Source organism: Hungatella effluvii, from assembly GCF_003201875.1.
GTDB classification, from domain to species: Bacteria; Bacillota; Clostridia; order Lachnospirales; family Lachnospiraceae; genus Hungatella; species Hungatella effluvii.
Window position 1 is genome coordinate 1 of the sequence record NZ_QJKD01000007.1, and the last position, 26600, is coordinate 26600.

The window sequence follows — 26600 nt, forward strand, 5'->3', positions numbered from 1 at the left end:
ACGACGAGGTAGATAGGGCAGAGGTGGAAGCATGGCAACATGTGCAGCTGACTGTCACTAATAGGTCGAGGGCTTAACCAAGTTGGTTTAGGTTGTCAGAAATGGCAGAGGAAGTAAGAACGGATGAAAGATATGTACAATGTGTGGTTTTGAGGGTATATGTAAAACCTTCAAAACAGGTTTGGCCTGGTGGCTCAGCTGGTTAGAGCGCCGCCCTGTCACGGCGGAGGTCGTGGGTTCGAATCCCATCCGGGTCGTTTTAACAGAATATTTCGCATGTGGGATCTTAGCTCAGCTGGGAGAGCATCTGCCTTACAAGCAGAGGGTCACAGGTTCGAGCCCTGTAGGTCCCATTCATTGTGTATAGTCCGAATGAGTAATTCGCCGATGTGGCTCAATTGGCAGAGCAGCTGATTTGTAATCAGCAGGTTATCGGTTCGAGTCCGATCATCGGCTTGCATGAATCAAATAAAACTAAATAGTAAATAATATGGATGGTTTCCCGAGTGGCCAAAGGGGACAGACTGTAAATCTGCTGCAAATTGCTTCGGTGGTTCGAATCCACCACCATCCACTCGATATACTTCTAAAAAGATAGTATGTCGAATATAATTTAATAACGCGGGGTGGAGCAGTCTGGAAGCTCGTCGGGCTCATAACCCGAAGGTCGCAGGTTCAAATCCTGCCCCCGCAATTTTTTGTGAGAACTTTAAGTATGCTTACAGATGTACATGCCCAGATAGCTCAGTTGGTAGAGCAGAGGACTGAAAATCCTCGTGTCGTTGGTTCGATTCCGACTTTGGGCATTATGGGATACTAGCTCAGGTGGTAGAGCACTTGACTTTTAATCAAGTTGTCCGGGGTTCGAGTCCCCGGTGTCTCATCGAAATGAAGCCTTGAAACAATTTCTGTTTCAAGGCTTTTTTTATCTTTGTTTTATTTTTTTGAAAACTCTATTATAATGTATGATGAAGTAATGCGATAGGGGGGACTGCCGTTGGAGGAAAAGTATCGGGCTGAAATTGAAAAGAAACGAGCCGAGAGTGTCAATCGCGCCTGGAAGATCATCAGCGTATTCGTTGTGGTATTTCAACTTTTAATGCTGATACTGATGGCTGCGAAACCGGGTGGCCCGTTTAAGACACAGAGGAGAGCTATTTACTGTATCTTGTATCTGACTCTTTTTCTGGTTACGGGAATTGCCATGATCCTGAATCGGAATTTCTGGAGGAGGGAAAAGAAAAATTATCATCTGTATCTTCATGCTGAGCTGGTTTACGCGGCATTTATCTGCTTCTGGGGCTGTTGTGTTACTTTGAACGATCAGCTGGGAGGAAATGATTTAAGCGTATTTACATATATGATGCTGTCGGTGGCAGCACTTGGTTTTTTGGAGCCGTTGAAGGCTGGAGTTATTTTTATGGCAGCATTTGTTTTTTTAAATATCTGTCTGCCGGGAATCCAGACGATTGAGAATAATATTTTCAGCAATATTATAAACAGTTTTTCGATTGCGGGTATTTCTACAGCTATCTCTTATTCGCTTTATCGGAATAAGGTGATTGTCACAAAGCAGGAGGTGACCATCCGAAAACAGTACGAGGAGATTACCAGGGTAAATGAGATTCTGAGCCATCAGGCCATGGTTGATGAGCTGACAGATATGAATAACCGGAGGTATATGGAGTGGTTTATCGGGGAGAAAATAAAGAAACTGGAAGAGGAATCCGGTACGATCTCGTGTATGATGCTGGATATCGATTATTTTAAGCAGTTTAACGACCGGTATGGTCATATTGCAGGCGATGTGTGTCTGAAGAAGATTGCAGAGATTATCCGGGAATGCTGCCAGGATAATGATGTGGCGGCTATTCGTTTTGGCGGGGAGGAATTTTTTATCTGCCTGTTCCGGTGGGATCGGGATGAAGCGGTGGAAATGGCGGAGACAATACGAGAGAGGATCGCTGAATGCCGCTTTAAAATCAATGGCGAGGAAGAGGGCGCGGTTACCATAAGTATTGGTGTCTATACCTGGCATGGGGAAGGTAAGGTGCAGATGGATGATCTGGTCTGTCTATCGGATAAGGCGCTGTATCAGGCGAAGAAGAATGGAAGAAACAGAGTTGAGGTACTGTCATAAAAAGATCTGCCAGGAAACCGGATTAACGGTTTTCTGGCAGATCTTCTTTTTCTGTGGTCTCTCTTCGGATTAGAATGGGAGTGATTGTTTTATGGATTGGTTCCTTCAGGGGAACTGGTTTTCTTTTTTTTCGTTCATTCATCTGGCTGACAAGGAGACTTACCGCCTCATTGGCTATGCGGTCTATCTGCTGTCCTATTGTGCTGATCGGGATAACCGCTTCCCTGGCAACCGGGGAGTCGTCAAAGCCTATGATATAATAGTCGTCAGGCAGCCTGCCGTATTTACGGACAATTAAGTTTAACAGGATATTGGCATGGGTGTCGTTGGATACGAAGATGCCTTTTCGCATGCCGGTATAAGTGGTCTCCAGTTCCTCCAGGATATCTTTTAAGTACTGGAGAGAGGAATCGTAGGTGTTCTCTGTTTTGTGGCAGAATATACGGTTTTTTATATTATTTTCTTTGCAGAAATCCATGAAGCCCTGGATTCGCCCGTAGGCGGGGATGTTATCGGCTGTCGGTGTATTGATATGGATCAGTATGTCACAGTTATGTCTGGCCAGGAGGCTGGTGGCCTGTATGGCGCCCATGTAATTATCGGTGTTGATGCTGCAGACATACTGGTCTTCCCGTTCTATGGTGACAATGGGGATCTGAAGGTCTGCCAGTTCCCTGGAGGACAGCGTGTGGCTCAGGACAATGAGGCCCTCAATCTTATAGGCCAGAAGCTCCTGAATGTACTGGCGCTCCGTCTCCGCATTCTCGTGGCCGATGAATACCAGAAACTTGTATCCGTACGTCTCGTATGTGGCAAGGATCTGATTCAGCATTTCTGAATAATAGTGCAGATAAAGGTTCGGAATCAGGATACCGACAAATTCTGTCTTGCCGTTGGCAAGGATGCGGGCTACCTTGTTTTCTTTATAGTTAAGCTTTACCAGAGCGTCGGAAATGATCTGCTGGTTCTCAAGTGTGAGGGAGTCCGGATTATTAAAGTATCTGGATATCGTTGTCTTGGAAAAATGAGTGTATTGTGCAATATCGTCAAAGGTTATATTTTTTTTTTGTGTCATCCTTGATGCCTCTTTTCAAAATGTAGGGTATTTTTATGAAAAGGAGTTTTCTTGCCAGTGAAGATTCCTGTGACTGTCTGGAATTTCGCTCCATCCTCTTTATTTAGTATAACAAAAATAGATGAGTGGTTCAAGAGTAATCGGTTAAGTAACCGGTTTTGTGAATATCGTACAAATTGTGTTTGCCGTATTAAGGCAGTTTAACGAAAAGTAGTTTGTATATTGACAAATTGACTAAATAGGTGTTATGATAAAAACATAAAGTAACCGGTTACTTTACCGGTTACACAAAATGAGGCCGATAAAATTGCAGCGTTAAAGGAGGAATGAGGATGATGAAAGGTATTGGTGCGAAGGCCACTAAAATCGGAGTTATGATGGTGACGGCGGTCCTGATGCTGACGGGATGCAGATTTGGATTTGCCAGTGATCCGGATGATCCGAATGAGGTGGTACAGGAAGAGCCGATTGACACGTCGGTGGATACATTTGAATATGACGCTTCTCTGTCGGGTACGAAAATCACGCTTTTGAATTCCAAGGCGGAGATACAGGTGGCTTTGACGAAGATGGCAGAGGAATATGAGAAGAAATCGGGAGTCCACGTGGAGGTTATGCCGGTTACAGATGGGGATTCTCCTTATACTAAGGTTGTCAGCATGTATAACTCGGGGACGCCGCCTACAATGGCAATTCTGGATACTACCGATGTGATAGCACTGGCTGAGGAAAAAGCGGTTGATCTGACAGGAGAACCCTGGACTGCGGAAGCGGAAGGCTATCTGACAGAGGTGAATGGAAAGATATATAGCTTCCCGCTCTGTATTGAAGGCCGCGGGCTGATTTATAATCGGTCGGTGATCGAAGAAACTCTGGGAAGGGAATTCGATCCTCTGTCTGTTACGACCTTGGATGAGTTTGCGGCACTTTTGGATCAGCTGACGGAGGCCGGCATGAAACGGCCTGTTTCTGTGGCAAAGGAAGACTGGTCTCTGGGAGCGCACCAGCTCCAGTATATCTATGAGACGTATGACGGGACTTCTGAGGGCGCCCAGGAGGTTATCGAGGCGATCAAGGAAGGGACACTGGATTTAAATTCTTATGACCGTATGAATCAGTTTTTAAATATGTTTGATATTTTAAGGGAGTATAACGTGGCGAGAAAGGATCCGCTGGGGGCCGATTATGACGAGATGGCCATCGATCTGGTGGATGGAAAGACCGCTTTTTGGTTTAACGGCAACTGGGCATGGCCGAATCTTTCGGAGGCTGGTGCGGAAAATTCGGATGCGTATGGCTTTCTTCCATACTTTTTAAATAACGATCCTGAGGATTTTGCCAATCGGGAGATCCAGGCGTCTCCGTCTAAACAGATTATGATAGACGGGCGCGTCGTCTCGGATCAGGAGAGAGCGGCAGCCAGGGAGTTCTTAAACTGGATTGTATTCAGTGAGATCGGACAGCAGATGATCGTGAAGACGTGTAATCTGATTCCGCCATTTCAGAATAATCCTTATGAACCGGCTGATCCACTGAGCCGGGATATTTACAACCGGGTTCATGAAGAGAGGGCGTTTAATGCGTCTGCTATCGTTCCAAATGACCACTGGGCGGTTCTGGGAGCATCCATGCAGAAGTACCTGGCGGGCAGAAGCAGCCGGGAGGAACTGATTCAGTCGATTGAGAACTATTGGGAAGAACAGAGATAGGAGAGAGGTGTCCAGGATGAAATCAAAGAGCAAAGGGAAAGATTTCTGTATATTTGCATTGCCCGGATTATTCTGCTTTTTTGCAGTTGTGATTGTTCCGTTTATCTACGGCGTTTATTTGACCATGACGGACTGGAACGGCGTTTCGGATGTGAAGAATTTTATCGGTCTGCAGAATTTTGCCGGGGTTATGAAGGATGGACAGTTCTGGTCGTCTCTGCTTCTGACCTTTAAGTATGTGATCGTGGTGGTGGTATTTGTAAATGTGCTGGCGTTTATGATCGCCTATCTGCTGACCAGAGGGATTAAGGGACAGAACTTTTTCAGGGCCGGATTTTTTACACCGAACCTGATCGGGGGCATCGTTCTGGGATACATCTGGCAGTTCGTATTTTCAAGAGTATTTGTGGGGATCGGTGATGCTACGGGCTGGGGACTGTTTGAGGCATCCTGGCTTTCGGAACCGACGAAGGCATTTATCGCACTGGTGATTGTTACGGTGTGGCAGCTGTCCGGATATATGATTCTTATCTATGTGGCCGGTTTTATGGGACTGAGTGATGATGTGATGGAAGCAGCTACGATTGACGGTGCTTCGGGATGGACGAAAATGAAGAGTATTATCATGCCTCTTATGATGTCCTCCATTACCATATGCCTGTTCCTGACGCTGTCCAGGGCATTCATGGTATACGATGTGAATCTTTCCTTAACAGCGGGTGCGCCTTACGGGACGACGGAGATGGCGGCCATGCATGTGTATGAAAAGGCGTTTACATCGAGACGGTTTGGTGTGGGCCAGGCGGAGGCGCTGATCCTGTTCGTGATTGTGGCCTGCATCAGCGGCATTCAGGTTTATTTGACCAAGAAGAAGGAGGTGGAAGCATAATGGCGGGAGAGAAAGCAGGAAGCGGTAAGAAGAGAAAGAAATCGGAGCTTGTGGCTACAGCAGGACTGATCGTGATATTTATTCTTTACATGTTCCCATTCTACATGGTGGTGATCAATTCCCTAAAGCAGAAGCGGGATATTATCAAGAGTCCATTTTCCTGGCTGTATACAATTAAGGGACTGTCGTTTGATAACTTCGTGAAGGCGTTTGTTCAGATGGATTTTTTGAACGCATTTAAGAATTCCCTGATTGTTACGGTGTTTGCAACGGCGCTCGTTACGCTGCTGGCGGCTATGCTGGCCTACTATATCGTGCGGAATAACAATGCGATTTCCAGGACTGCCTTTGTTTTGATGGTGGCTTCCATGATTATTCCGTTCCAGGCGATTATGATTCCGCTGGTGAGTATCTATGGCGGTAAGCTGAATGTGCTGAATCACAGGAGCACGCTGGTATTTATGCATACGGGATTTTCCATGGCGATGTCCGTGTTTATGTTTCATGGGTTTATTAAGGGAAATGTTCCGGTAGCGCTGGAGGAGGCCGCGAATATCGACGGATGTACCCACGCCCAGACATTTTTCAGAATTGTTTTTCCACTGCTGAAGCCGATTATTTCCACGATGGTGATCTTAAATTCACTGGCGTTCTGGAATGATTTCCTGTTGCCGTCTCTGGTGCTGTCGGATAAGAAGCTGCTGACGCTGCCTCTTTCCACTTACAGCTTCTACGGCACGTATTCGGCGGATTACGGCACGATTATGGCTGGACTGCTGTTATGCGTAATACCGGTGTTAATCCTGTATATTGCGCTTCAGAAGCAGATTATCAGCGGCGTGGTGGCTGGAGCAGTAAAATAGATGATTGGTAAGGAGAGGCTGCATACGATGACAACTAATACAATACATATAAAGGCTCCGGGATGCTGGATGAATGATCCGAATGGATTTATTTATTACAAGGGAAAGTACCATATGTTTTACCAGTGCTTTCCCTATGGACCGAGGTGGGGGAGAATGCACTGGGGACACGCGGTGAGTGAAGACCTGGTGCACTGGGAACATAAAGGAATTGCCTTATTTCCAAGTAAGCGCGGGGACCGGGATGGGTGTTTTTCCGGAAGTGCGGTGGAACAGGACGGGAAATTATATCTGTACTATACCGGTGTCAGTTATCTTTTAGAGGATCCCGAGGACACGAATCTCTGTCTGGATGATCAGTTTGTCTCGGCACAGATGATGATTACATCGGAGGATGGAATTCATTTTGATAATATAAAGGATAAAAGAGAGATTATTGCTCCGATCTGGGAACGGGAAATGGGCGATGCAGCTCATACGAGGGATCCTAAGGTGTGGCGCGGGGAGGATGCCTGGTATATGGTGCTGGGGACCCATGGAAATGACGGTAATGGCAGACTGCTCTTTTACCGCAGCGCTGATCTGATAAACTGGTCGTTTGTGAATGCCGTGTCAAAAAGCGGTTTTGGATGGATGTGGGAGTGCCCGGATTACTATGAGACGAAGGGGGGAAAGGTTTTGTCATTTTCCCCTATGGGATTTTTAAAGGATGGGTATAAAGAAGAGAATCAGAATATCTGCATGGTTGTGGACTTTGAGGAAGAGAGCTGTACCATGACGATGCCGGATCAATACCAGTTTCTCGATTATGGTCTGGATCTCTATGCGGCGCAGAGCACGGTGGATCGGGATGGCCGGAGAGTGATGGCTGCATGGGTCCGTATGCCAGAGACGGTCGGCGGTGAATGGATCGGGATGATGTGCAGTCCCAGAGTGGTGGAAGTGGAGGATGGCCATATTTATTTCCGGATGCATCCGGCGGTCAGGAAGGCCTACAGCAGAGCGATTGATACGCCGAAGGAGGCTGCGGAAGCGGGATATCGGGCAGAGGCAGATTTAGAGGATGGAGATGGTATCGATGTCGGCGGATACCGGATTTACCGGAAAGGAAATCGAATCTGTACGGACCGGAGCCTGACTGCGGGAAATGACAGGGAGTGCAGAATGCAGTTTGAGACGCCGGAGATGAAGAAGGGCGGCCATGTGGAGATTCTGGTGGATTCCAATCTGATTGAGGTTTTTGTAAATGACGGCGAGTACGTTATCTCAAATGCGGTATATGGGATTGGAAATGTGATCGTGTCGGATCGAAAGGTGAAGCTGTTTACGGTAGAATAATACAAATAGTACAGTGATTATGAAACGTCTGTAAATATTTAGAGATTATAGCGCGTGTTTGGCGAGGAGATATGGTGAGATGGACTACTGTAAGGAATATGAGAAAAGGTTTGACAGGTATTATGACGAGCTGAAGTGGCTCTACTGCGAGTTATATAAAAATCAGGATGAGGCGTTTAAGCAGCTGTGCGGACAGATGTACCGGTTTTATACGGAGAGGAAGGCGGCTCTTAAGACGATGGACCGGGAGCGGGCGAAGGATCCGCAGTGGTATAAAGGAAACCGGATGGTCGGTATGATGATGTATGTGGATGCATTTGCCGGGGATTTAAACGGGGTTTTAAAGCATCTGGACTATATTGAGGAATGCGGGGTCAATTATCTGCATCTGATGCCGCTTCTCGATACGCCGGAGGGCAGGAGCGACGGCGGATACGCGGTATCTGATTTCCGGAAGGTGAGGCCTGATCTGGGGACTATGGAGGACTTAGAGTGTCTGGCAAAGGAGTGCCATAAACGGGGTGTGAGCATCTGTCTGGACTTTGTGATGAACCATACCTCGGAGGACCACGAATGGGCCAGAAAGGCGAAGGCGGGCGATCCGGAGTATCAGAGCCGGTACTTCTTCTACGATAATTACGATCTTCCGGCACAGTTTGAACGGACAGTGCCGGAGGTATTTCCAACTACGGCTCCGGGGAATTTTACCTGGGTGCAGGAGGCGGGAAAATATGTGATGACCACATTTTATCCCTATCAGTGGGATTTGAATTACTGGAATCCGGTTGTGCTGAACGAGATGGCCCAAAATATGCTGAACCTGGTGAACCGGGGGATTGATGTAATCCGTATTGATGCGGTTCCTTACATCTGGAAACAGCTGGGGACGAACTGCAGGAATCTGCCGCAGGTGCACACCATTGTGCGGATTATGAGAATTATCTGTGAGATTGTGTGTCCGGGGGTCCTTCTGCTCGGCGAGGTGGTGATGGAACCGGATAAGGTGGTTCCGTATTTCGGCAGCGTGGAGAAGCCGGAGTGTCACATGCTTTATAATGTAACCACCATGGCGGCTACCTGGAACAGTGTGGCGACAAAGGATATCCGGCTGCTTCGCCAGCAGATGAATGTGGTGAGCGGTCTGCCGAAGGATTACGTTTTCTTAAATTATCTGCGCTGTCACGACGATATCGGATGGGGGCTGGATTATCCGTGGCTGAAACAATTCGGGATCAATGAGGTCAGCCATAAAAAGTATTTGAATGATTTTCTGACCGGGCAGTATCCGGGATCGTTTGGACGGGGAGAGTTGTACAATTCAGACCCTGAGTCCGGGGATGCAAGATTGTGCGGAACGACGGCATCGTTATGCGGTATTGAAAAGGCCGCGTTTGAGAGGGACGCAGAAGCCCTTGAAAAGGCTGTTAGGCTGGATCTGATGCTTCATGCGTATATGTTGTCGCAGTCGGGGATTCCGGTGATCTACAGCGGCGATGAGATTGGTCAGGAGAATGATTATACCTACCACGAGAATCCAAAAAAATGGGATGACTCCCGTTATCTGCACAGAGGCGATTTCCGGTGGGATCTGGAGAAAAAACGCAGTGTGAAGGGCAGTCTTCAGGAAAAGATTTTCGACGGCATTAGGAAGCTGGAGACGATCCGGGCACAGGTTCCGGTTTTCTGCACGGATGCGCAGGTGTGGACCATTGACACGTGGGATGATTCCATCCTGGGCCTGGTGAGAGAGTACGGGGAGGAGAAGGTAATTGCCCTATTTAATTTCAGTGAATTCGATAAAGTCGCGTGGATTAACGAGGAGGATGGGATGTATACGGATCTGATCTCGGGGAGAACGATGGAGGCGAAAGGGGTGGAGATACCTGCTTATGGAATTTACTGGCTTATGAGGGAAAACGGGATTGAGGAGAATAAATAATTGATAAAGTAAAAAGGATCTGGAGACGCTGCGTCCCGGATCCTTTTCTTTATTCGTCAAATTCTACAATCACATAGTAGCCTCTGTCGTTGTGCTTGACTTCTTTTACGATTCCGTGGTCGGATTTGATACGGTCACGGCCGGTATAGCAGCCGGACATGGCAACGGCCGGATCGATGATATAGCTGTAGCTGCTGGTTCCTTCCCTCTCGATAATGGATACTTCATCACCCGCTTTGACGAGTCCGGGGCGCTCCATCTTAAATTCGATTGTTCTCACAATGAATCACCTCCTGGTTTGATTTTGATATCTATTATAAGGCTGATATGAAAAAATGTAAAGAAAGGAAAAACGAAAGAAATCCTTACGTTTTATTATAATACAATATTAAATTATTGAATATCAATAAATAAATATTGAAATTTAATATATACTATGGTATGTTACAGGAAAGAGAAGTATTGGATGAAGAATTGCAATGATAAGAAGGAGGAAGTTCGATGAGTGGGAAAATTCTGGAGAAAGAGGGTAAAATGGTGAAAATTGAAAGTCAGGAGGAAATTGGAAATCAGAAGATACCTGAACATCAGGTAAAACCTGAGAAGCAAAACGGAGATAGCAGTCAGATAATACAGGAAAAAGAAGATATAAAAAAGGAGATAAAAGAAGCGCCTGTTCCAGCTTGGCGTAGGGGAAAGCAGGAGGTTATCACACAGAACTTTCCGATATTTATGGGGGTGGCTCTGGCATTTGGAATACTGTATACATTTTGTATGTATAAGAATTCCAGTGGAATTACGTATCCGATTATGATTGGGGGGATTTATGGTGTGCTGGCCTGGATGATTAGGAGGCTTTCGATAGAGTGGAAACGGGAATCGTGTTTTTTGATTGTTACTGCTGTTTTGCTGGGGATTGCGGTCTGCAGGACTGCGGATCCGCTGCTTATTATGCTGATTAAGACGGCTGAATTTTTGCTGGTGGTTATTTTTGTGATTCACCAGTTTTATAAAGACAGGGAGTGGAGTATCGGTAAGTATTTATCTTCTATGGCAGTCTATCTCTGTTGTGTGATTGCGGCAGTTGTCTATCCGTTTTTTCAGGGTAACGAATTTTTTAAGAAGGTCAATTTGAAAAAGTACAGAACGGTATCACGGGTGTTCATGGGGCTGGCGGCGGCGCTGCCAATCCTGCTGGTGGCCGGATTTCTTCTGGGGCGGGCGGATGTAGTGTTTGGATCCATGGTGGTTCACTGGATGGAGACGGTTCTGAATGTATGGACTATTCTCATTATGGTCTCCATGACTGCTTTTGGGGCATTTGGAGTCTATTGCCTGATCTGCGGAGCCTGTATGGATCAGATCTCCGGGGAAGAAAAGACGATGAGAACCCACGAACCGGTTCCCGCTATTACGTGCATGAGCGCGATTGCTCTGCTGTATCTGTTCTTTAGCGGAATACAGGTTATTTACCTTTTTCTCGGAAAAGGCAGTCTGCCTGAGGGGGTGACGTACTCGTCCTATGCGCGGCAGGGATTTTTTCAGCTTTTGTTTGTGGCTGTGATGAATCTGGTTATGGTGCTTATGAACCTGAAGTTCTTTAAGAGAAGCAATTTCTTAAATGGCGTTCTGACTGTCATCTGCGGATGTACGTATGTGATGATCGCATCCGCGGCATACCGGATGGTTTTGTATGTTGGGGAGTATCACCTGACGTATCTGCGGGTTCTGGTGCTGTGGTTCCTGCTGTTGCTGGCATGTATGATGGTTGGTGTGGTTATTTTGATCTACAGGAACCGATTTCCGCTGTTTGGATGGTGCCTTGTAATGATATCTGTATTTTTTGTGGGATTTTCGTATATGAGACCGGACCGGGTGATTGCGGACTATAATGTGGTTCATGCGGGTGAATGGTCTGACAGCGATTTTACGTATATGACTCAGGCGCTTTCGGCGGATGCAGTTCCTGTAGTGCTTGAGGCGCTTGAAGATGATGCGGTTCTCGGACGGTTTTATTCCGGCGGGAGAACGGAATTTTTAAAGGAGTATTACAGATGGGTTATTTCAAAGAACTATCAGGTGGGGGCTGCGGATTTCAGGACATGGAATCTTTCGTTTGAAAAGGCAATACAATCGTTCAGAAATGGGGGGATGGAATAATGGCTGATTTGGCAGGAGAACTTTTTGGAAGTATCATACTGTTGGGGCTGCTGTTTCTGTTTTTTATAGTTCCGATTATTCTGACTTTCATGAATTTATATTTTATTCTTGCAGAACCGGGGAAATTTAAAAATGCGGCAGAGGTGCTTACATGGATTCTGGGACCGCTGTTTTCCGCTATACTGTATGATTATATGGGAATCGGGGGCGAATGGCAGGAGCAGCTGTTTACCAGTGACTCTGCAATCCATACTCCTGTGTCGGAGCACTATGTAGTTACAGTTCTTGTTCTGGTTTCTCTGGGGCTTCTGGGGTATTTTCTGCTAAAGCTGGCGTCTAAAAGGCTGCCGCCGCTGGTTAAGATTCTGAGTATATCATTTTTGTATATTGGATGCGCGGTCTGTGTGATGTGGATTATCCAGGTGCTGGGGCGGGCGGATGAATTATCTGTTTATCTCGCTGTATTTCCGCTGAATGTAATTCTGTTGTCGGCTTCTGTGGTGAAGACCCTGTTAAAGGAACAGAAGGAAGAGGATGAGGGAAAAGATTTCGAAAAGTTGACGGGATTGCGGCGCCTGCTGGTAAAGAGCAGCTGCTGGCCGGCACTGGCGTTTCTTATGGTGTGGCCGGTGCTGGGAATCTGTATTGCGGTTCTCGTGCTGTTTGGGCAGGAACCATCCGCCGCGGTGAAGGCATTTACAGAGACAAGCGACTGGATGCTGTCACAGCGGATATCACCGCCGACAGTTTACAGCGATGGCCATTATCTCTGTACGGTGGCGGCCGGGGGACATGAGAAACTGGTGAAACCCAAACGGATGGGAGTCCGGCATGGGCATCGGATCGTGGTGAACCGGCAGCTGTGTGTGGCAAATGCATTTGAGCAGGTGCTTGAGGAGCGTACACCGCGTTTTCACCGCTTCGTGCGCCATGTGTATGATACGTATGGATATCCGGTGGCAAAGCATATCAGGACGCCTCTGGCGGCGGATATTACATATCTGGTGATGAAGCCTCTGGAATGGATATTTCTCCTGGTTCTCTATCTGACGGACAGAAAGCCGGAGGATAGGATTGCAAAGCAATACCTGTAACAGTTCAGCCTTCACTTCCAGCTGCCCGGCCCGGCGCCTTCGTTTCCTGGACCTTTCCAGTTCCGGTTTCGGGCATAAGCATTTCTAAATGTGCAGGATTTTTCTAAAAACCAGTGATAATCCCCAAACTCGCTGCGCTCAGACAGGTGGGGATTTCCCCTGAACGAAAAATTCTGCGCATTAAGAACTGCTAATGCCCTGCAAAGTCACAGGAAAGGTCCAGGAAACGAAGGCGCCAGGCCGGGCAGCTGGAAGTGAAGGCTGAACTGTTGCCAATACCTGCCTGTGAAGGAGTGATAATTTGACATTTCACCATTGATCTGCTAATCTGGAAGAAAACTGTAACAGAAAGTTATCTGGAGGATGGAGATGGAGAAGTATCTGCTGGACCGATTAATGGAATATGGGGAATCTGACGCCTATCCGTTTCATATGCCGGGGCATAAGAGGCAGGCGGGGGCCGGATTTGCAGGGGATTTTCCTAATCCGTTTTCTGTGGATATTACCGAGATTGAGGGATTTGATAATCTTCACCACCCGGAAGGGATTCTGAAGGAATCTATGGAGTGGGCGGGAAATGTATATGGGGCGGACCGGACGTATTATCTTGTGAATGGAAGCAGCTGCGGTATTTTGAGCGCGGTCTGCGGCTCTGTCTCCCATGGAGGCACTATTCTCATGAGCCGGAACTGCCATAAATCGGCGTATCATGGCGTGTATTTGGGCCATTTGAGGGCGGAATATATTTATCCACAGACAATCCCGGAATTTGGGATTCAGGGTGGATTATCGCCGGAGGATGTGCGGCGGCTGTTGATAACCCATCCGGAGACGGAGGCCGTGCTGGTGGTATCTCCCACGTATGACGGAATTGTCTCGGATATCGGCACAATTGCGAAAATCGTCCATGAATGGGGGATTCCACTGATTGTGGATGAGGCTCACGGGGCGCATTTCCCCTTTGGAGGGGAGTCGGGATTCCCGATTTCTGCGCTGGAGCTGGGGGCGGATGTGGTGATACAGAGTCTCCATAAGACGCTGCCTTCTCTGACTCAGACCGCGGTCATGCATGTGAAAGCGGGATTTGCGGATATAAGCAGAATTGACCGGTATGTACACATGTTCCAGAGCAGCAGCCCATCGTATGTGTTGATGGCCGCTATTGAAAATTGTATCCGATGGATGGAGAAAGCGGGAAGAGATGAGATGAAGGCCTTTAGCGGCAGGCTGAACCGTATCCGGCGGCGGATGGGGGAGATGGAGTGTCTGGCTCTTCTTGACGGAGTGAAAGGGCGGTGCCAGGTCTTTGATGTGGATATGTCTAAAATCGTGGTTTCTGTGGGAAGCAGCGGCCTGACCGGACCGGAGCTTACGGAGCTGCTTCGGAACAGATACCATCTGGAAATGGAAATGTGCGGACCGGATTATGTGACGGCGATTACTACGGTGGCTGATACGGATGAGGGGTTGGACCGATTGTGCCGGGCTTTCCTGGAGATCGATCATGAGCGGAGGAGGGATGCGGGAGACTGTGGGACTGCCGCATCAGGCTTTACGGGGATAAACGGGGATAACACAGGGGAAAGAGACTATGGAATTGTGGATAACGGGATGGAAAAGGAACGCGGTTGTGGATGGCCGGAGATTGCTATGACGATCGCACAGGCGATGGACTCTCCGGGGCAGTCCGTCCCTCTCGATGCGTGTGAGGGAATGGTATCCGGGGAGTTTATCTACATCTATCCGCCGGGAATTCCGATTGTGGCGCCGGGAGAAGTATTAAAACCGGAATTGGTGGAGATGATCCGGCAGTATAAGCACAGGGGCCTTCCGGTCCAGGGAACGGCGGATCCGGAGGTGGAGGCGGTTTTGACGGCAGCAGGAGCGGAGAATTAGATACTATTATTTTAGAAAAAACTGAGGAATGAAACATGGGAAAGATTTTTTATGTGATGGGAAAAAGCGCATCCGGGAAGGATACGATTTATAAAGAACTGCGGGAACGGATACCGGAATTAAAGACGGTGGTTCTTTATACGACGAGGCCAATCCGGGATGGGGAGACAGAGGGGGTGGAGTACCATTTTTCGACGGTGGAACGGCTGGATGACTTCCGCAGGGAGAAAAGGCTGATTGAGGAACGGACGTATCAGACTGTGTATGGACCGTGGAGTTATTTTACCGTGGATGACGGGCAGATCTGTCTGGATGACAGGGACTCTTATTTGATGATCGGGACGCTGGAGTCTTATGAGAAGATGAGAGAGTATTTCGGTGAAAATGGGCTGGTTCCTGTCTATATCGAGGTGGATGACGGCGTGAGGCTGGAACGTGCGCTGGAGCGGGAAAAGGGGCAGAAGGAACCGAAGTATAAGGAACTCTGCCGGAGATTTCTGGCGGATGAAGAGGATTTTAAGGAAGAAAACCTGGTAAGATGCGGAATTATCAGGAGATACAGGAATGATGATTTGAGGGAATGCCTGGAGGAAATTTGCAGGGATATGGAAGCGGTTCTGTACAGATAAGGGGATTGCGTGTAGTATTAAGGTTATTATTATACGAACCAGGAGGAAAGGGACGAAAATCATGGGAAGTATCTTTATTCAGTTTCCAAAGGGAAAAAAGAAGGCGCTGACGTTAAGCTATGACGACGGAGTGGAACAGGATATCCGTCTGATCGAAATCATGAAGCAGCATGGATTAAAGGGCACATTTAACTTAAACAGCGGGCTTTACGCGGAAGAGGGTACGGTATACCCGCCGGGTACGGTGCACAGAAGGATGACGGAAAAGGCGGTGACGGAGCTCTACGGCGGCAGCGGTATGGAGGTGGCGGTTCATGGGCTGACACATCCGTTTCTGGAGCAGCTTCCGGTGAATCTCTGTACGGCGGAGGTGATGAAGGACCGGGAGAATCTGGAGCGGCAGTTTCATACAATTGTCAGGGGTATGGCTTATCCCTTCGGTACTACCAGTGACAGGGTGGTCGATACGCTTGTGCAGGCGGGAATCGCCTATGCGAGAACAACGGTTTCGACATGGGATTTCCGGCTTCCGTCCGACTGGCTCCGTCTGACGGCCACGTGCCATCACCGGGATGAGCGTCTGATGGAACTGGCGGGAAAATTTGTGGAGGAGACGCCAAAGTACGGCTCCTGGCTGTTCTATCTCTGGGGACACAGCTATGAGTTTGAGGAGGAGGGGAACTGGGAGGTGATTGAGAGATTTGCTGCGTATACCGGAAACCGGGATGAGATCTGGTATGCGACAAACCTGGAGCTGTATGATTATATGACGGCGTATGACCGGCTGCTGTTCAGCGCCGATGGGTCTATGGTGTGGAATCCTGCCGCAGTGGACGTATATTTTGAGAAGGACGGGATTTCTTACCGGGTGAAGGCTGGTGAGAGGATGGAACTGAATTAAATGCTTAAGACGGCTGCCGTATGGGGCCGTCTGTTTCTTTTTGTGCGGGAATTACCAGCACTTATTTCTTGTGAGTATGAATTTTATATGCTATAATAAATCCGTATATTTTGAGACGGAGGTGCCCCAATGCCAGGATTTAACGATATAATCGGTCATGAGATGATAAAGGAACATTTTAAGAAGGCTATAGAGACAAATCATGTATCTCATGCGTATATTCTGACAGGTGAGGCAGGAATGGGACGTAAGTCGCTGGCGAATGCATTTGCCATGACGCTTCTCTGTGAAAAGGGGAAGAAGGAACCGTGTATGCAGTGCCATGCCTGCAAGCAGGTGATGAGCGGCAACCATCCGGACTTGATTTTTGTAAATCATGAAAAGCCGAACAGCATCGGCGTTGACGATATCAGGGAACAAATTAATGATACAATCATGGTACGGCCCTACAGCAGCTATTATAAGATATACATCGTGGATGAAGCGGAAAAGATGACGGCACAGGCACAGAATGCCCTGCTTAAGACCATCGAGGAACCGCCGTCCTATGCGATTATCATGCTGCTGACTACGAATCAGGAGGCATTTCTGCCGACGATTCTCTCCAGATGCGTGCAGTTAAAGCTGAAGCCGCTTCAGGACAGCGTAGTCAGGACGTATCTGATGGAATCTCTGGGGATTCCTGAGGTGAAGGCGGAGATTTACGCCGCGTTTGCGAGAGGAAATCTGGGAAAGGCGATCCATCTGGCCTCTTCGGAGGATTTTCAGCTGATGTATACCGAGCTTCTGCATATGCTGAAGCATTTGAAGGATATGGATATTACGGAGCTTCTGGACTATATCAAGAAGCTGAAGGATGAGAGTCTGGACATCTATGACTGCCTCGATTTTATGCAGCTATGGTACCGGGATGTGCTGATGTATAAGGTGACACAGGATATTAATCTTCTGGTGTTTAAGGAAGAGTATAATACAATTAAGGAAATGAGCGCCTCCAGCGCCTACGATGGGATTGAAAAGATTCTCCAGTCCATTGATAAGGCGGGGATCAGGCTGAATGCCAATGTGAATATGGAACTGGCCATGGAGCTCATGTTACTGGTAATGAAGGAGAACTGATTGATGATAAAAGTGATTGGTGTAAGATTCCGCAATGCGGGGAAGATCTATTATTTTGATCCGGCCGGCCGGGATATTCATACGGGTGACCACGTGATTGTGGAGACGGCGAGAGGGATTGAATACGGTTATGTAGTGCTGGGAAGCAGAGAGGTGCCGGATGACAAGGTCGTCCAGCCGCTTAAGTCTGTGATCCGGATGGCGACGAGAGAAGACGAGGATGTGGAGTTAAAAAACCACGAGAAGGAAAGGGAAGCGTTCCGGATCTGTAAGGAAAAGATCAGGAAACACGGGCTTCAGATGAAGCTGATCGATGCGGAATATACCTTTGACAACAACAAGGTGCTGTTTTACTTTACCGCGGATGGTAGAATCGATTTTCGCGAACTGGTGAAGGATCTGGCGTCGGTATTTAAAACGAGAATTGAGCTTCGTCAGGTCGGCGTCAGAGACGAGACGAAGATTGTGGGAGGAATCGGTATCTGCGGCAGGCCGCTGTGCTGCCACTCTTACTTATCGGAGTTTATCCCTGTTTCAATCAAGATGGCGAAGGAGCAGAACCTGTCGCTGAATCCGACGAAGATCTCCGGTGTCTGCGGGAGGCTCATGTGCTGTCTGAAGAATGAGGAAGAGACGTACGAGGACTTAAACAGCAAGCTTCCGAATGTGGGCGATTATGTGACTACAGACGACGGACTGAAGGGTGAGGTTCACTCGGTCAGCGTGCTGCGTCAGCTGGTGAAGGTCATCGTCATCACAAAGGATGAGAAGGAAATCAGAGAATACCGTGTGGATCAGTTGAAGTTTAAACCGAGGCGGCGCAAGGATAAAGGCTCTGTAGCGGATGCAGAGCTGAAGGCTCTGGAAGCCCTTGAGAAGAAGGAAGGGAAATCCAAGTTAGATGATAATTGAGCTTAAGGCTGAGGAACGGCTTGACGATTTACAGAGAAACGGCTATCAGATTATACAGAAGAAGGACGGGTTCTGCTTCGGTATGGATGCGGTGCTTTTATCCAGTTTCGCGGCGGTGAAGCCGGGGGAAAAGGCCGTCGATCTGGGAACCGGGACAGGAATTATACCGATTCTTCTGGAAGCGAAATATGAAGGCGAACATTATACGGGACTGGAGATTCAGGATGAGGTGGCGGAGATGGCCGCGCGCAGTGTGGCGCTCAATCACCTGGAAGAGAAGGTCTCGATCGTAAAGGGCGATATCAAGGAAGCCAGCCGGCTGTTTGGCGCGGCTTCCTTTGACGTGGTGACCTCGAATCCGCCCTATATGAACGATGCCCATGGACTTAAAAATCCCGATCTGCCCAAGGCGATCGCCCGCCATGAGGTGCTCTGTACGCTGGACGATGTGGCGAGGGAGGCGGCGAAGCTTCTGCGGCCGGGTGGGCGCTTCTACATGGTGCACCGGCCTCACCGCCTGATAGAAATTATTACGGCGCTGACGAAGTATAAGCTGGAGCCGAAGCGGATGAAGATGGTCCATCCATTTGTGGACAAAGAGGCCAATATGGTCCTGATAGAAGCCGTGCGCGGCGGTAAATCCATGATTAAGGTGGAGGCGCCGATTGTGGTATATCGGGAGCCGGGGGTGTATACGCAGGAGATTTATGATATTTACGGGTATTGAGAAAATGATCATTATGTATTGCCAGCAATGGGGAGAATTTGGCGAATTAGGTGAATATGGCAGGGCGGAGAACCAGGGGATTGGTGTTTTCCGCCCTGCCATATTTCCGCCTTTCCTTGAAAAGTCTCGCCCTCTGTGTTAAAGTATAACTACTAATGAATAGAAGAAACAGGCCGGTCAAACGGCCCGAAAAATAGCAGAAAAGTTGGAAAAGAAGATGGAAGAACAGGTAAAGGATCAGAAAACAGGAAAGCTGTATCTATGTGCGACGCCTATTGGGAATCTGGATGATATTACCCTGCGGGTTTTGAATACATTAAAGGAAGTGGACTTAATTGCCGCGGAGGACACCCGGCACAGCATTAAGCTGCTAAACCACTTTAATATTAAGACGCCCATGACGAGCTATCATGAATACAATAAGGTGGACAAGGCCAGATATCTGGTGGAGCAGATGAAAAATGGGGTTTCCATCGCATTAATTACAGATGCGGGAACACCCGGAATCTCTGATCCGGGCGAAGAGCTGGTGAGACAGTGCCATGAGGCGGGAGTACCGCTTACATCTCTGCCCGGGCCTGCGGCCTGCATTACGGCTCTGACCATATCTGGACTGGCTACGAGGCGTTTCTGCTTTGAGGCATTTCTCCCTTCTGATAAGAAGGAAAAGCAGTGGATTTTAGAGGAACTGAAGCGGGAGACGAGAACGATTATTATATATGAAGCGCCCCACCGGCTTGTCAGGACGCTGGAGGAACTGAGAGTGGCCCTGGGAAACCGGAGAATCACCATATGCAGGGAACTGACGAAACGGTATGAGACGGCGTTTCAGACTACGTTTGAAGATGCGCTGGCGGCCTATGAGACGGAGGAGCCGAGAGGCGAGTGCGTCATTGTTATCGAGGGGAAGAGCATCGGTGAAATAAAGGAAGAACGGATGAAATCGTTTGAGGAGATGTCTCTGGAAGAGCATATGGATCTGTATGAGAAGCAGGGAATTGAACGAAAAGAGGCCATGCGTATGGTGGCGAAGGACCGGGGAATCAGTAAACGGGATGTCTACCAGCAGCTGATGAAGTAAGAGGATCCGGATATGGTGTGTAGATGAAGTAAAAATTAAATATGCAAAGAGGCTGGATTCCAAAGATCCGGCCTCTTTGCATCCTGGTGTTGGGGTAATACCTGGAATACATGTTCATTTATCGAAGCAATGGGAGATTTCCTGTCAGCTTATTCACCGCTTTTTTAGGTCCGCAGATGGCAATTCCGAGATAGGAGAAGGTATCTTCCTCGGTGGCGGCAGCCTTATCGATAAATTCATCGTAGGTCTTGCAGCTCTGTGCCGTGTCGGAAAAATCTACCACAGTCAGTTCCGCATATTCCGGCCGGTAAAGCTGTTTCCGGAGCTCCCGTATTTTGGCTCCGTCAGCCTTTAGTATGGGGACAGGAAACTGGATGATGCCCCGGTGGGAGCAGCCTGTCTTGTCCGTGACGTCAGGCCCCACGGTGTCCGGCATCTCCTTGCCAAGCGTGATTCCCATAATTCCGGCGGTGTTGGCAATCAGGCCGGTGGGGAGTGTCTCGTCGATGACCATGACACATTTTTCGTTCTGTAAATCCATTTGTCTTACTTCCTTTTCTGTTTGTTGTTCTATTTTACCATTTGTCCGAAAAAATTTCTTGAACGATGTGGCATATCACAGGCGGCTGTTATTTTAAAAATTTTTCTTGACAAACGAATCGGGATTGTATAGAATTGGTTTGAATATCAAAATATTTGAAACGAAAAATATCAGAGACAGGTGAAAACCACGGGTTTTCCCATTTACCTGGATGTGTGAATCACAGCACGAATGGGGGAAATTATGACGACTAGAATTATAGGAACAGGTTCGGCTGTACCGAAACAGGTGGTAACCAATGATGATCTTGCAAAGATCGTGGATACCAGCGACGAATGGATCAGACCGAGAACCGGAATCCGGGAAAGAAGAATTGCGGCGGCAGAATCAGGAACCTCCGATCTGGCGGCGGAGGCGGCGAAGCTGGCGATTGAGCAGTCCGGAATAAAACCGGAAGAACTGGACATTATCGTCCTTGCCACTTCCTCGGGTGACTGCTGTTTTCCAAGTGGCGCCTGCGAAGTACAGGCCGCGGTCGGCGCGGTCAATGCGGTGGCGTTTGACTTAAGCGCCGCGTGTTCGGGATTTGTCTTCGCTTTAAACACGGTACATAGCTTTTTGACGGCGGGAATCTACCGTACGGGGCTTGTGATCGGAGCGGATACACTCAGCAAGTTGGTGGACTGGAACGACCGGAGCACCTGCGTTCTCTTCGGAGACGGTGCGGGAGCGGTTGTTGTGAGGGCAGAGGACACCGGAGTCATGGGGCTGACCATGGGGTCGGACGGAACGAAAGGCGGCGTTCTGAAATGCGGTGGACGCACTACGGGAAATTTCCTGACAGGAAAGAAACCGGAATTAGGCTATATGACCATGGATGGCCAGGAAGTTTTCAGATTTGCGGTTAAGACCGTGCCGGAGGCAATTAAGAAGACGATTGCCGGGAGCGGAACCGAATTAGAAGAAATTAAATATTTTATTCTGCATCAGTCCAATTACCGGATTTCCGAATCCATAGCGAAAAGACTTAAATTACCGATGGAAAAGTTTCCAGCGAATTTAGAGCGGTATGGTAATACTTCCGGAGCGTCTGTGCCCATCCTTTTAGATGAGCTGAATCGCGAAGGAAAATTGAAACCGGGCGACAAATTGCTATTAGCCGGTTTTGGTGCAGGGTTGACCTGGGGAACCACTCTTCTGGAGTGGTAATTAAAAAGACTAATACTTTGAAAATCAAAGTAATTAGATAAATATTAAAAAATCAATGGAATAAAAGATGGAAAATGAAGAGGAGAATGAAACCATGTTAGAGAAGATGAAAGAAATTATCGCAGAGCAGTTAAATGTAGACGCAGAGGCCGTATTGGCAGAGTCTTCCTTTAAAGAGGATTTAGGAGCGGATTCCCTGGATTTATTCGAACTTGTTATGGCTCTGGAGGATGAGTATTCAGTCGAGATTCCTTCTGAGGATTTAGAGAAGCTGACGACCGTAAGCGCGGTTATGGACTACTTAAAAGCAAAGGGCGTGGAAGGCTGATGAATACCAGAATAACGGAACTTTTAGGAATTAAACACCCGATTATTCAGGGTGGAATGGCCTGGGTTGCGGAACATCATCTGGCTGCTGCTGTATCGGAAGCTGGCGGGCTGGGACTGATCGGCGGTGCAAACGCACCGGCCGAGGTGGTCAGAGAGGAGATCCGCAAGGCAAAAGCTCTGACAAAGAAACCAATCGGAGTCAATGTCATGCTGCTGAGCCCTCATGCCGATGAGATAGCAAAGGTAGTCGTGGAAGAAGGAATCGGTGTGGTAACCACCGGAGCCGGAAACCCGGAGAAGTATATTGAGATGTGGAAGGCCGCCGGGGTCAAAATTATACCGGTTGTGGCTTCTGTAGCACTGGCTAAGAGAATGGAACGCTACGGTGCGGATGCGGTTGTGGCGGAAGGATGCGAATCCGGCGGCCATATTGGCGAGCAGACAACGATGACGCTGGTTCCGCAGGTCGTAGACGCTGTATCCATACCGGTTATCGCAGCCGGCGGTATCGGTGACGGACGTGGAATCGCCGCGGCATTTATGCTCGGAGCGGAGGCGGTACAGATCGGAACGAGATTTGTGGTTTCGGATGAATCCATTGTGCACGAGAACTACAAGCAGCGCATTATCAAGGCAAAGGACATCGATTCGGCGGTTACGGGACGCTCCCACGGCCATCCGGTCAGATGCTTAAGGAATCAGATGACCAGGGAATACGTAAAGCTGGAGCAGGAAGGCAAGAGCTTCGAGGAACTGGAGTACTTAACTCTCGGAAAGCTGAGAGAGGCCGTACAGGAAGGCGATATCACGAACGGTACCGTCATGGCAGGCCAGATTGCAGGTATGATTTATAAGACACAGACCTGTAAGGAAATGATTGATGAGATGATGGAACAGGCGGAGAAACTGCTGAACCGATAATTGAAAATAATGGGACGGATACAGAAGCTGCCGAACTGGTAATTAAAAATGAAGGAACGGACGGGGAACCGCCGAACCAGCAATGGAAAAAGGAGTTACGGATTATGAGCAAGACTGCATTTATTTTCCCGGGACAGGGCGCACAGTACTGTGGAATGGGTCAGGATTTTTATGAGAATACAAAGACCGGAAAAGAGCTCTTTGACATGGCGTCAGAGCTGCTTGGTTTTTCCGTGCCGGAGCTGTGTTTTGAGAAGAACGACAGGCTGGATATCACGGAATACACACAGGCCGCCATGGTAACCACCAGCATCGCCATGATGCGTGTCCTGGAAGAGGCAAAAGGCGTGAAGCCCGATGTGGCTGCCGGGCTGAGCCTGGGAGAATACCCTGCGCTTGCCGCCGCGGGCGTGATGAGCGACGCGGATGCGATCCGTACCGTAAGACAGAGGGGAATCCTCATGCAGGAGGCGGTTCCGGTTGGACTCGGAGCCATGGCCGCCATCCTGGCCCTCGACGCGTCTAAGATTGAAGATGTGATAAGCGCGATCGACGGCGTTTCCATCGCCAACTACAACTGCCCGGGACAGATCGTGATCTCCGGACGGAAGGAAGCTGTGGAAGCCGCCAATGAGAAGCTCCTGGAAGCGGGGGCAAAGCGTGCCGTCATGTTAAATGTCAGCGGACCGTTTCATTCTGCCATGCTTGCGGAAGCCGGAAGGAAGCTGGGCGAGGTTCTGGCCGATGCCCGGATCAACACCCCGGTTATCCCGTATGTGGCTAATGTCACGGCTCAGTATGTGACGAAGGCAGAGGACGTGAGACCGCTTTTAGAGAGGCAGGTGTCTTCTTCCGTCAGATGGCAGCAGAGTGTGGAAACCATGCTGCAGGATGGAGTGGATACATTTATAGAAATTGGGCCGGGAAAGACACTGGCCGGATTCATGAGAAAGATAACAAGAGATGTAAAAGTCATTAATATAGAAAAACTGGAAGATATTGAAAAACTATAGCGAGTCACTCCACTAGGTTCGTGAAGGACCTCACCAAGTGGAGGTGACATGCATCGCACGTAAGCGCCTAAAAGACAGGCGCTAAGTGCTCATAGCGAGGAGGATGCCGGAATGTTAGAAGGAAAAACAGCTGTTGTGACCGGAGCCGGAAGAGGAATCGGGCGGGCGATTGCGCTGCGTCTGGCCGCAGAAGGCGCAACTGTCATTGTTAATTATAATGGTTCCGCTAAACGGGCGGAAGAGGTAGTAAATGAAATTACAGCAGTCGGAGGTCATGCGGAAGCCATCCAGTGCAGCGTTTCTGATTTTGACAGCGTTGCGGCCATGATGGACGGCGTTATTAAGAAGTATGGCTCTATCGATATTCTGGTAAATAACGCGGGAATCACGAAGGATAATCTTTTGATGAAGATGTCGGAAGAAGATTTTGATGCGGTCATCGATACCAACTTAAAAGGTGTGTTTAACTGTATGAAGCATGTTGCGCGCCAGATGATTAAACAGAGAGGCGGCAGAATTATCAACATTTCTTCCGTTTCCGGTGTGCTTGGTAATGCGGGGCAGGCCAATTACTGCGCGGCCAAAGCCGGTGTGATCGGACTGACGAAATCCTTTGCCAGGGAAGTGGCCAGCAGGGGAATCACCGTAAATGCGGTGGCGCCTGGATTTATTGAGACGGAAATGACGGAGGTTCTGTCCGATGCCGTAAAGGCAGGGGCGACGGAGCAGATCCCGATGAAACATTTTGGAACCACTGAGGATATTGCCGATGCGGTGGCGTTTCTGGCCTCCGGCGCAGCCGGCTACATTACCGGACAGGTGATCTGCGTGGACGGCGGAATGGCCATGTAATAAGGAGAGAACGATATGAGGACAAGAGTTGTAGTAACAGGTATGGGAGCAATTACACCGATCGGAAATGATGTAGAGAGTTTCTGGAACGGATTGAAAGAAAAAAAAGTGGGAATCGGACCGATTACCCAGTTTGATACAACCGATTACAAGGCAAAGCTTGCAGCTGAAGTAAAGGATTTTGACGCTAAGAACTATATGGATCCGAAGGCTGCAAAACGTATGGAACGTTTCTCCCAGTTTGCAGTAGCCGCTTCAAAGGAGGCGCTGGAGAACTCCGGCATCGACATGGAGAAGGAGGACCCGTACCGCGTAGGAGTCTGTCTGGGTTCCGGTATCGGAAGTCTTCAGGCCATGGAACGGGAACACAGTAAGCTTCTGGATAAGGGGCCGGGCCGCGTGAATCCTCTTCTGGTGCCCATGATGATTTGCAACATGGCTGCCGGTAATGTGGCAATCCAGTTCGGATTAAAGGGAAAATGCTTTAACGTGGTAACTGCCTGTGCGACAGGTACTCATTCCATCGGTGAAGCCTTCCGCTCCATTCAGTACGGTGAGGCGGATGTTATGGTTGCAGGAGGAACAGAAGCCAGTATTGCTCCGATCGGCGTGGCAGGCTTTACATCCCTGACAGCTCTCACGACGGCAACCGATCCGCTTCGTGCATCCATCCCGTTCGATCAGGACAGAAGCGGTTTCGTGATGGGCGAAGGCGCAGGTGTTGTTATCCTGGAATCCTTAGAGCACGCACTTGCTAGAAATGCGACAATTTATGCCGAGATGATCGGATACGGATCAACGTGTGACGCTTACCATATCACATCTCCGGCGGAAGACGGAAGCGGAGCTGCCAGAGCGATGATGAATGCCATCAGTGACGGAGGCATCAGACCGGAAGATGTGGATTACGTCAATGCACACGGAACCAGCACGCATCACAATGATTTATTTGAGACCATGGCGATCAAATCAGCGCTTGGTGATCACGCGAAGCAGGTAAAGATCAATTCGACCAAGTCCATGATCGGCCATCTGCTGGGCGCTGCAGGCGGAGTAGAGTTTATTGCCTGTGTGAAATCAATCCAGGACGGCTTTGTTCATGCTACGGCAGGTCTTGAGACCGAGGGTGAAGGCTGTGATTTAGACTACACGAAGGGCGAGGGTGTTTCCTGTAATGTCAATGTGGCAATCAGCAACTCTCTTGGATTTGGCGGTCATAATGCCAGTATTTTAGTGAAGAAATTCGAGCAGTAGGAGGCCTA

The 26600-nt window shown here is 48.7% G+C and carries 24 protein-coding genes and 7 tRNA genes; 28 read left to right on the forward strand and 3 right to left on the reverse strand.

Annotation, left to right across the window (positions count from 1 at the left end; genetic code table 11):
* Positions 1-183: 183 nt before the first annotated feature.
* From DFR60_RS14175 to DFR60_RS14210, 8 genes are all read left to right on the forward strand, one after another.
* Positions 184-257 (forward strand) — tRNA-Asp (locus tag DFR60_RS14175).
* 23 nt (positions 258-280) lie between these two features.
* Positions 281-353, forward strand: a tRNA-Val gene (locus DFR60_RS14180).
* Between the two features lie 30 nt (positions 354-383).
* Positions 384-456: transfer RNA gene (locus tag DFR60_RS14185), tRNA-Thr, on the forward strand.
* A 36-nt stretch (positions 457-492) separates the two neighbouring features.
* Positions 493-574, forward strand: a tRNA-Tyr gene (locus DFR60_RS14190).
* A gap of 46 nt (positions 575-620) precedes the next feature.
* Positions 621-694 (forward strand) — tRNA-Met (locus DFR60_RS14195).
* 39 nt (positions 695-733) lie between these two features.
* Positions 734-806 (forward strand) — tRNA-Phe (locus tag DFR60_RS14200).
* Positions 807-810: 4 nt separating this feature from the next.
* Positions 811-883, forward strand: a tRNA-Lys gene (locus DFR60_RS14205).
* 114 nt (positions 884-997) lie between these two features.
* A complete protein-coding gene (locus DFR60_RS14210) occupies positions 998-2140 on the forward strand; it encodes a GGDEF domain-containing protein (protein ID WP_110323466.1) in 1143 nt (380 codons plus the stop codon).
* A 22-nt stretch (positions 2141-2162) separates the two neighbouring features.
* On the opposite strand, the gene DFR60_RS14215 is transcribed toward DFR60_RS14210, so the two are convergent.
* Positions 2163-3215 (reverse strand): LacI family DNA-binding transcriptional regulator, encoded by a 1053-nt coding sequence (locus DFR60_RS14215; RefSeq protein ID WP_110323467.1) that lies wholly within the window; start codon positions 3213-3215, stop codon positions 2163-2165.
* 335 nt (positions 3216-3550) lie between these two features.
* On the opposite strand from DFR60_RS14215, the gene DFR60_RS14220 reads away from it, so the two are divergent.
* The 5 genes from DFR60_RS14220 (at position 3551) to DFR60_RS14240 (ending at position 9953) form a co-directional block, all read left to right on the forward strand.
* Positions 3551-4924 (forward strand): ABC transporter substrate-binding protein, encoded by a 1374-nt coding sequence (locus DFR60_RS14220; RefSeq protein WP_110323728.1) that lies wholly within the window; start codon positions 3551-3553, stop codon positions 4922-4924.
* A 16-nt stretch (positions 4925-4940) separates the two neighbouring features.
* Positions 4941-5813 (forward strand): carbohydrate ABC transporter permease, encoded by an 873-nt coding sequence (locus DFR60_RS14225; RefSeq protein WP_034533408.1) that lies wholly within the window; start codon positions 4941-4943, stop codon positions 5811-5813.
* On the forward strand, positions 5813-6676 hold the full coding sequence (locus DFR60_RS14230) for a carbohydrate ABC transporter permease (protein ID WP_110323468.1): 864 nt from the start codon (positions 5813-5815) through the stop codon (positions 6674-6676). Before DFR60_RS14225 ends, DFR60_RS14230 begins: the two co-directional genes overlap by 1 nt.
* A gap of 27 nt (positions 6677-6703) precedes the next feature.
* Positions 6704-8014 carry a glycoside hydrolase family 32 protein gene (locus tag DFR60_RS14235; protein WP_110323729.1) on the forward strand — a complete coding sequence of 437 codons (1311 nt, stop codon included), beginning with the start codon at positions 6704-6706 and terminating at the stop codon, positions 8012-8014.
* A 79-nt stretch (positions 8015-8093) separates the two neighbouring features.
* Positions 8094-9953: an amylosucrase gene (locus DFR60_RS14240; protein WP_110323469.1), complete on the forward strand. Its 1860-nt coding sequence runs from the start codon at positions 8094-8096 to the stop codon at positions 9951-9953.
* 49 nt (positions 9954-10002) lie between these two features.
* Here DFR60_RS14240 and DFR60_RS14245 read toward each other — a convergent pair whose 3' ends face one another.
* Positions 10003-10233, reverse strand: a complete 231-nt coding sequence (locus tag DFR60_RS14245; protein ID WP_002605435.1) for a hypothetical protein — start codon at positions 10231-10233, stop codon at positions 10003-10005.
* A 221-nt stretch (positions 10234-10454) separates the two neighbouring features.
* On the opposite strand from DFR60_RS14245, the gene DFR60_RS14250 reads away from it, so the two are divergent.
* The 9 genes from DFR60_RS14250 (at position 10455) to rsmI (ending at position 20472) form a co-directional block, all read left to right on the forward strand.
* A complete protein-coding gene (locus tag DFR60_RS14250) occupies positions 10455-12113 on the forward strand; it encodes a DUF4153 domain-containing protein (protein ID WP_110323470.1) in 1659 nt (552 codons plus the stop codon).
* On the forward strand, positions 12113-13207 hold the full coding sequence (locus tag DFR60_RS14255; protein WP_110323471.1) for a DUF6688 domain-containing protein: 1095 nt from the start codon (positions 12113-12115) through the stop codon (positions 13205-13207). Before DFR60_RS14250 ends, DFR60_RS14255 begins: the two co-directional genes overlap by 1 nt.
* A 363-nt stretch (positions 13208-13570) precedes the next feature.
* Positions 13571-15103 (forward strand): aminotransferase class I/II-fold pyridoxal phosphate-dependent enzyme, encoded by a 1533-nt coding sequence (locus DFR60_RS14260; protein ID WP_110323472.1) that lies wholly within the window; start codon positions 13571-13573, stop codon positions 15101-15103.
* 35 nt (positions 15104-15138) lie between these two features.
* The gene (locus DFR60_RS14265; protein ID WP_110323473.1) at positions 15139-15732 is read left to right on the forward strand and encodes a nucleoside/nucleotide kinase family protein; all 594 of its coding nucleotides are present in this window, start codon (positions 15139-15141) and stop codon (positions 15730-15732) included.
* Between the two features lie 61 nt (positions 15733-15793).
* The gene (locus DFR60_RS14270; protein WP_110323474.1) at positions 15794-16633 is read left to right on the forward strand and encodes a polysaccharide deacetylase family protein; all 840 of its coding nucleotides are present in this window, start codon (positions 15794-15796) and stop codon (positions 16631-16633) included.
* A gap of 129 nt (positions 16634-16762) precedes the next feature.
* A complete protein-coding gene (gene holB, locus DFR60_RS14275) occupies positions 16763-17752 on the forward strand; it encodes a DNA polymerase III subunit delta' (protein ID WP_025529599.1) in 990 nt (329 codons plus the stop codon).
* Positions 17753-17755: 3 nt separating this feature from the next.
* Positions 17756-18664, forward strand: coding sequence for a PSP1 domain-containing protein (locus DFR60_RS14280; RefSeq protein ID WP_110323475.1), 909 nt, complete (start codon positions 17756-17758; stop codon positions 18662-18664).
* Entirely contained in the window at positions 18654-19391 is a 738-nt protein-coding gene (locus tag DFR60_RS14285) for a tRNA1(Val) (adenine(37)-N6)-methyltransferase (protein ID WP_110323476.1), read from the forward strand. Before DFR60_RS14280 ends, DFR60_RS14285 begins: the two co-directional genes overlap by 11 nt.
* Before the next feature lie 217 nt (positions 19392-19608).
* Entirely contained in the window at positions 19609-20472 is an 864-nt protein-coding gene (gene rsmI / locus DFR60_RS14290) for a 16S rRNA (cytidine(1402)-2'-O)-methyltransferase (RefSeq protein ID WP_110323730.1), read from the forward strand.
* Positions 20473-20590: 118 nt separating this feature from the next.
* On the opposite strand, the gene DFR60_RS14295 is transcribed toward rsmI, so the two are convergent.
* Complete coding sequence (locus DFR60_RS14295) at positions 20591-21013, reverse strand: DUF2000 domain-containing protein (RefSeq protein ID WP_002605455.1); 423 nt, start codon at positions 21011-21013, stop codon at positions 20591-20593.
* A gap of 243 nt (positions 21014-21256) precedes the next feature.
* Here DFR60_RS14295 and DFR60_RS14300 point away from each other — a divergent pair, with 243 nt between their 5' ends.
* From DFR60_RS14300 to fabF, 6 genes are all read left to right on the forward strand, one after another.
* Complete coding sequence (locus DFR60_RS14300; protein ID WP_110323477.1) at positions 21257-22222, forward strand: beta-ketoacyl-ACP synthase III; 966 nt, start codon at positions 21257-21259, stop codon at positions 22220-22222.
* Between the two features lie 94 nt (positions 22223-22316).
* Positions 22317-22550 (forward strand): acyl carrier protein, encoded by a 234-nt coding sequence (acpP, locus tag DFR60_RS14305; protein WP_025529601.1) that lies wholly within the window; start codon positions 22317-22319, stop codon positions 22548-22550.
* On the forward strand, positions 22550-23473 hold the full coding sequence (gene fabK, locus DFR60_RS14310; RefSeq protein ID WP_002605458.1) for an enoyl-[acyl-carrier-protein] reductase FabK: 924 nt from the start codon (positions 22550-22552) through the stop codon (positions 23471-23473). Before acpP ends, fabK begins: the two co-directional genes overlap by 1 nt.
* A 104-nt stretch (positions 23474-23577) precedes the next feature.
* Positions 23578-24486, forward strand: a complete 909-nt coding sequence (gene fabD, locus DFR60_RS14315) for an ACP S-malonyltransferase (protein ID WP_110323478.1) — start codon at positions 23578-23580, stop codon at positions 24484-24486.
* A 111-nt stretch (positions 24487-24597) separates the two neighbouring features.
* Positions 24598-25338, forward strand: coding sequence for a 3-oxoacyl-[acyl-carrier-protein] reductase (fabG, locus tag DFR60_RS14320; protein WP_110323479.1), 741 nt, complete (start codon positions 24598-24600; stop codon positions 25336-25338).
* A 15-nt stretch (positions 25339-25353) separates the two neighbouring features.
* Positions 25354-26592 carry a beta-ketoacyl-ACP synthase II gene (gene fabF / locus DFR60_RS14325; RefSeq protein ID WP_110323480.1) on the forward strand — a complete coding sequence of 413 codons (1239 nt, stop codon included), beginning with the start codon at positions 25354-25356 and terminating at the stop codon, positions 26590-26592.
* Positions 26593-26600: the final 8 nt, after the last annotated feature.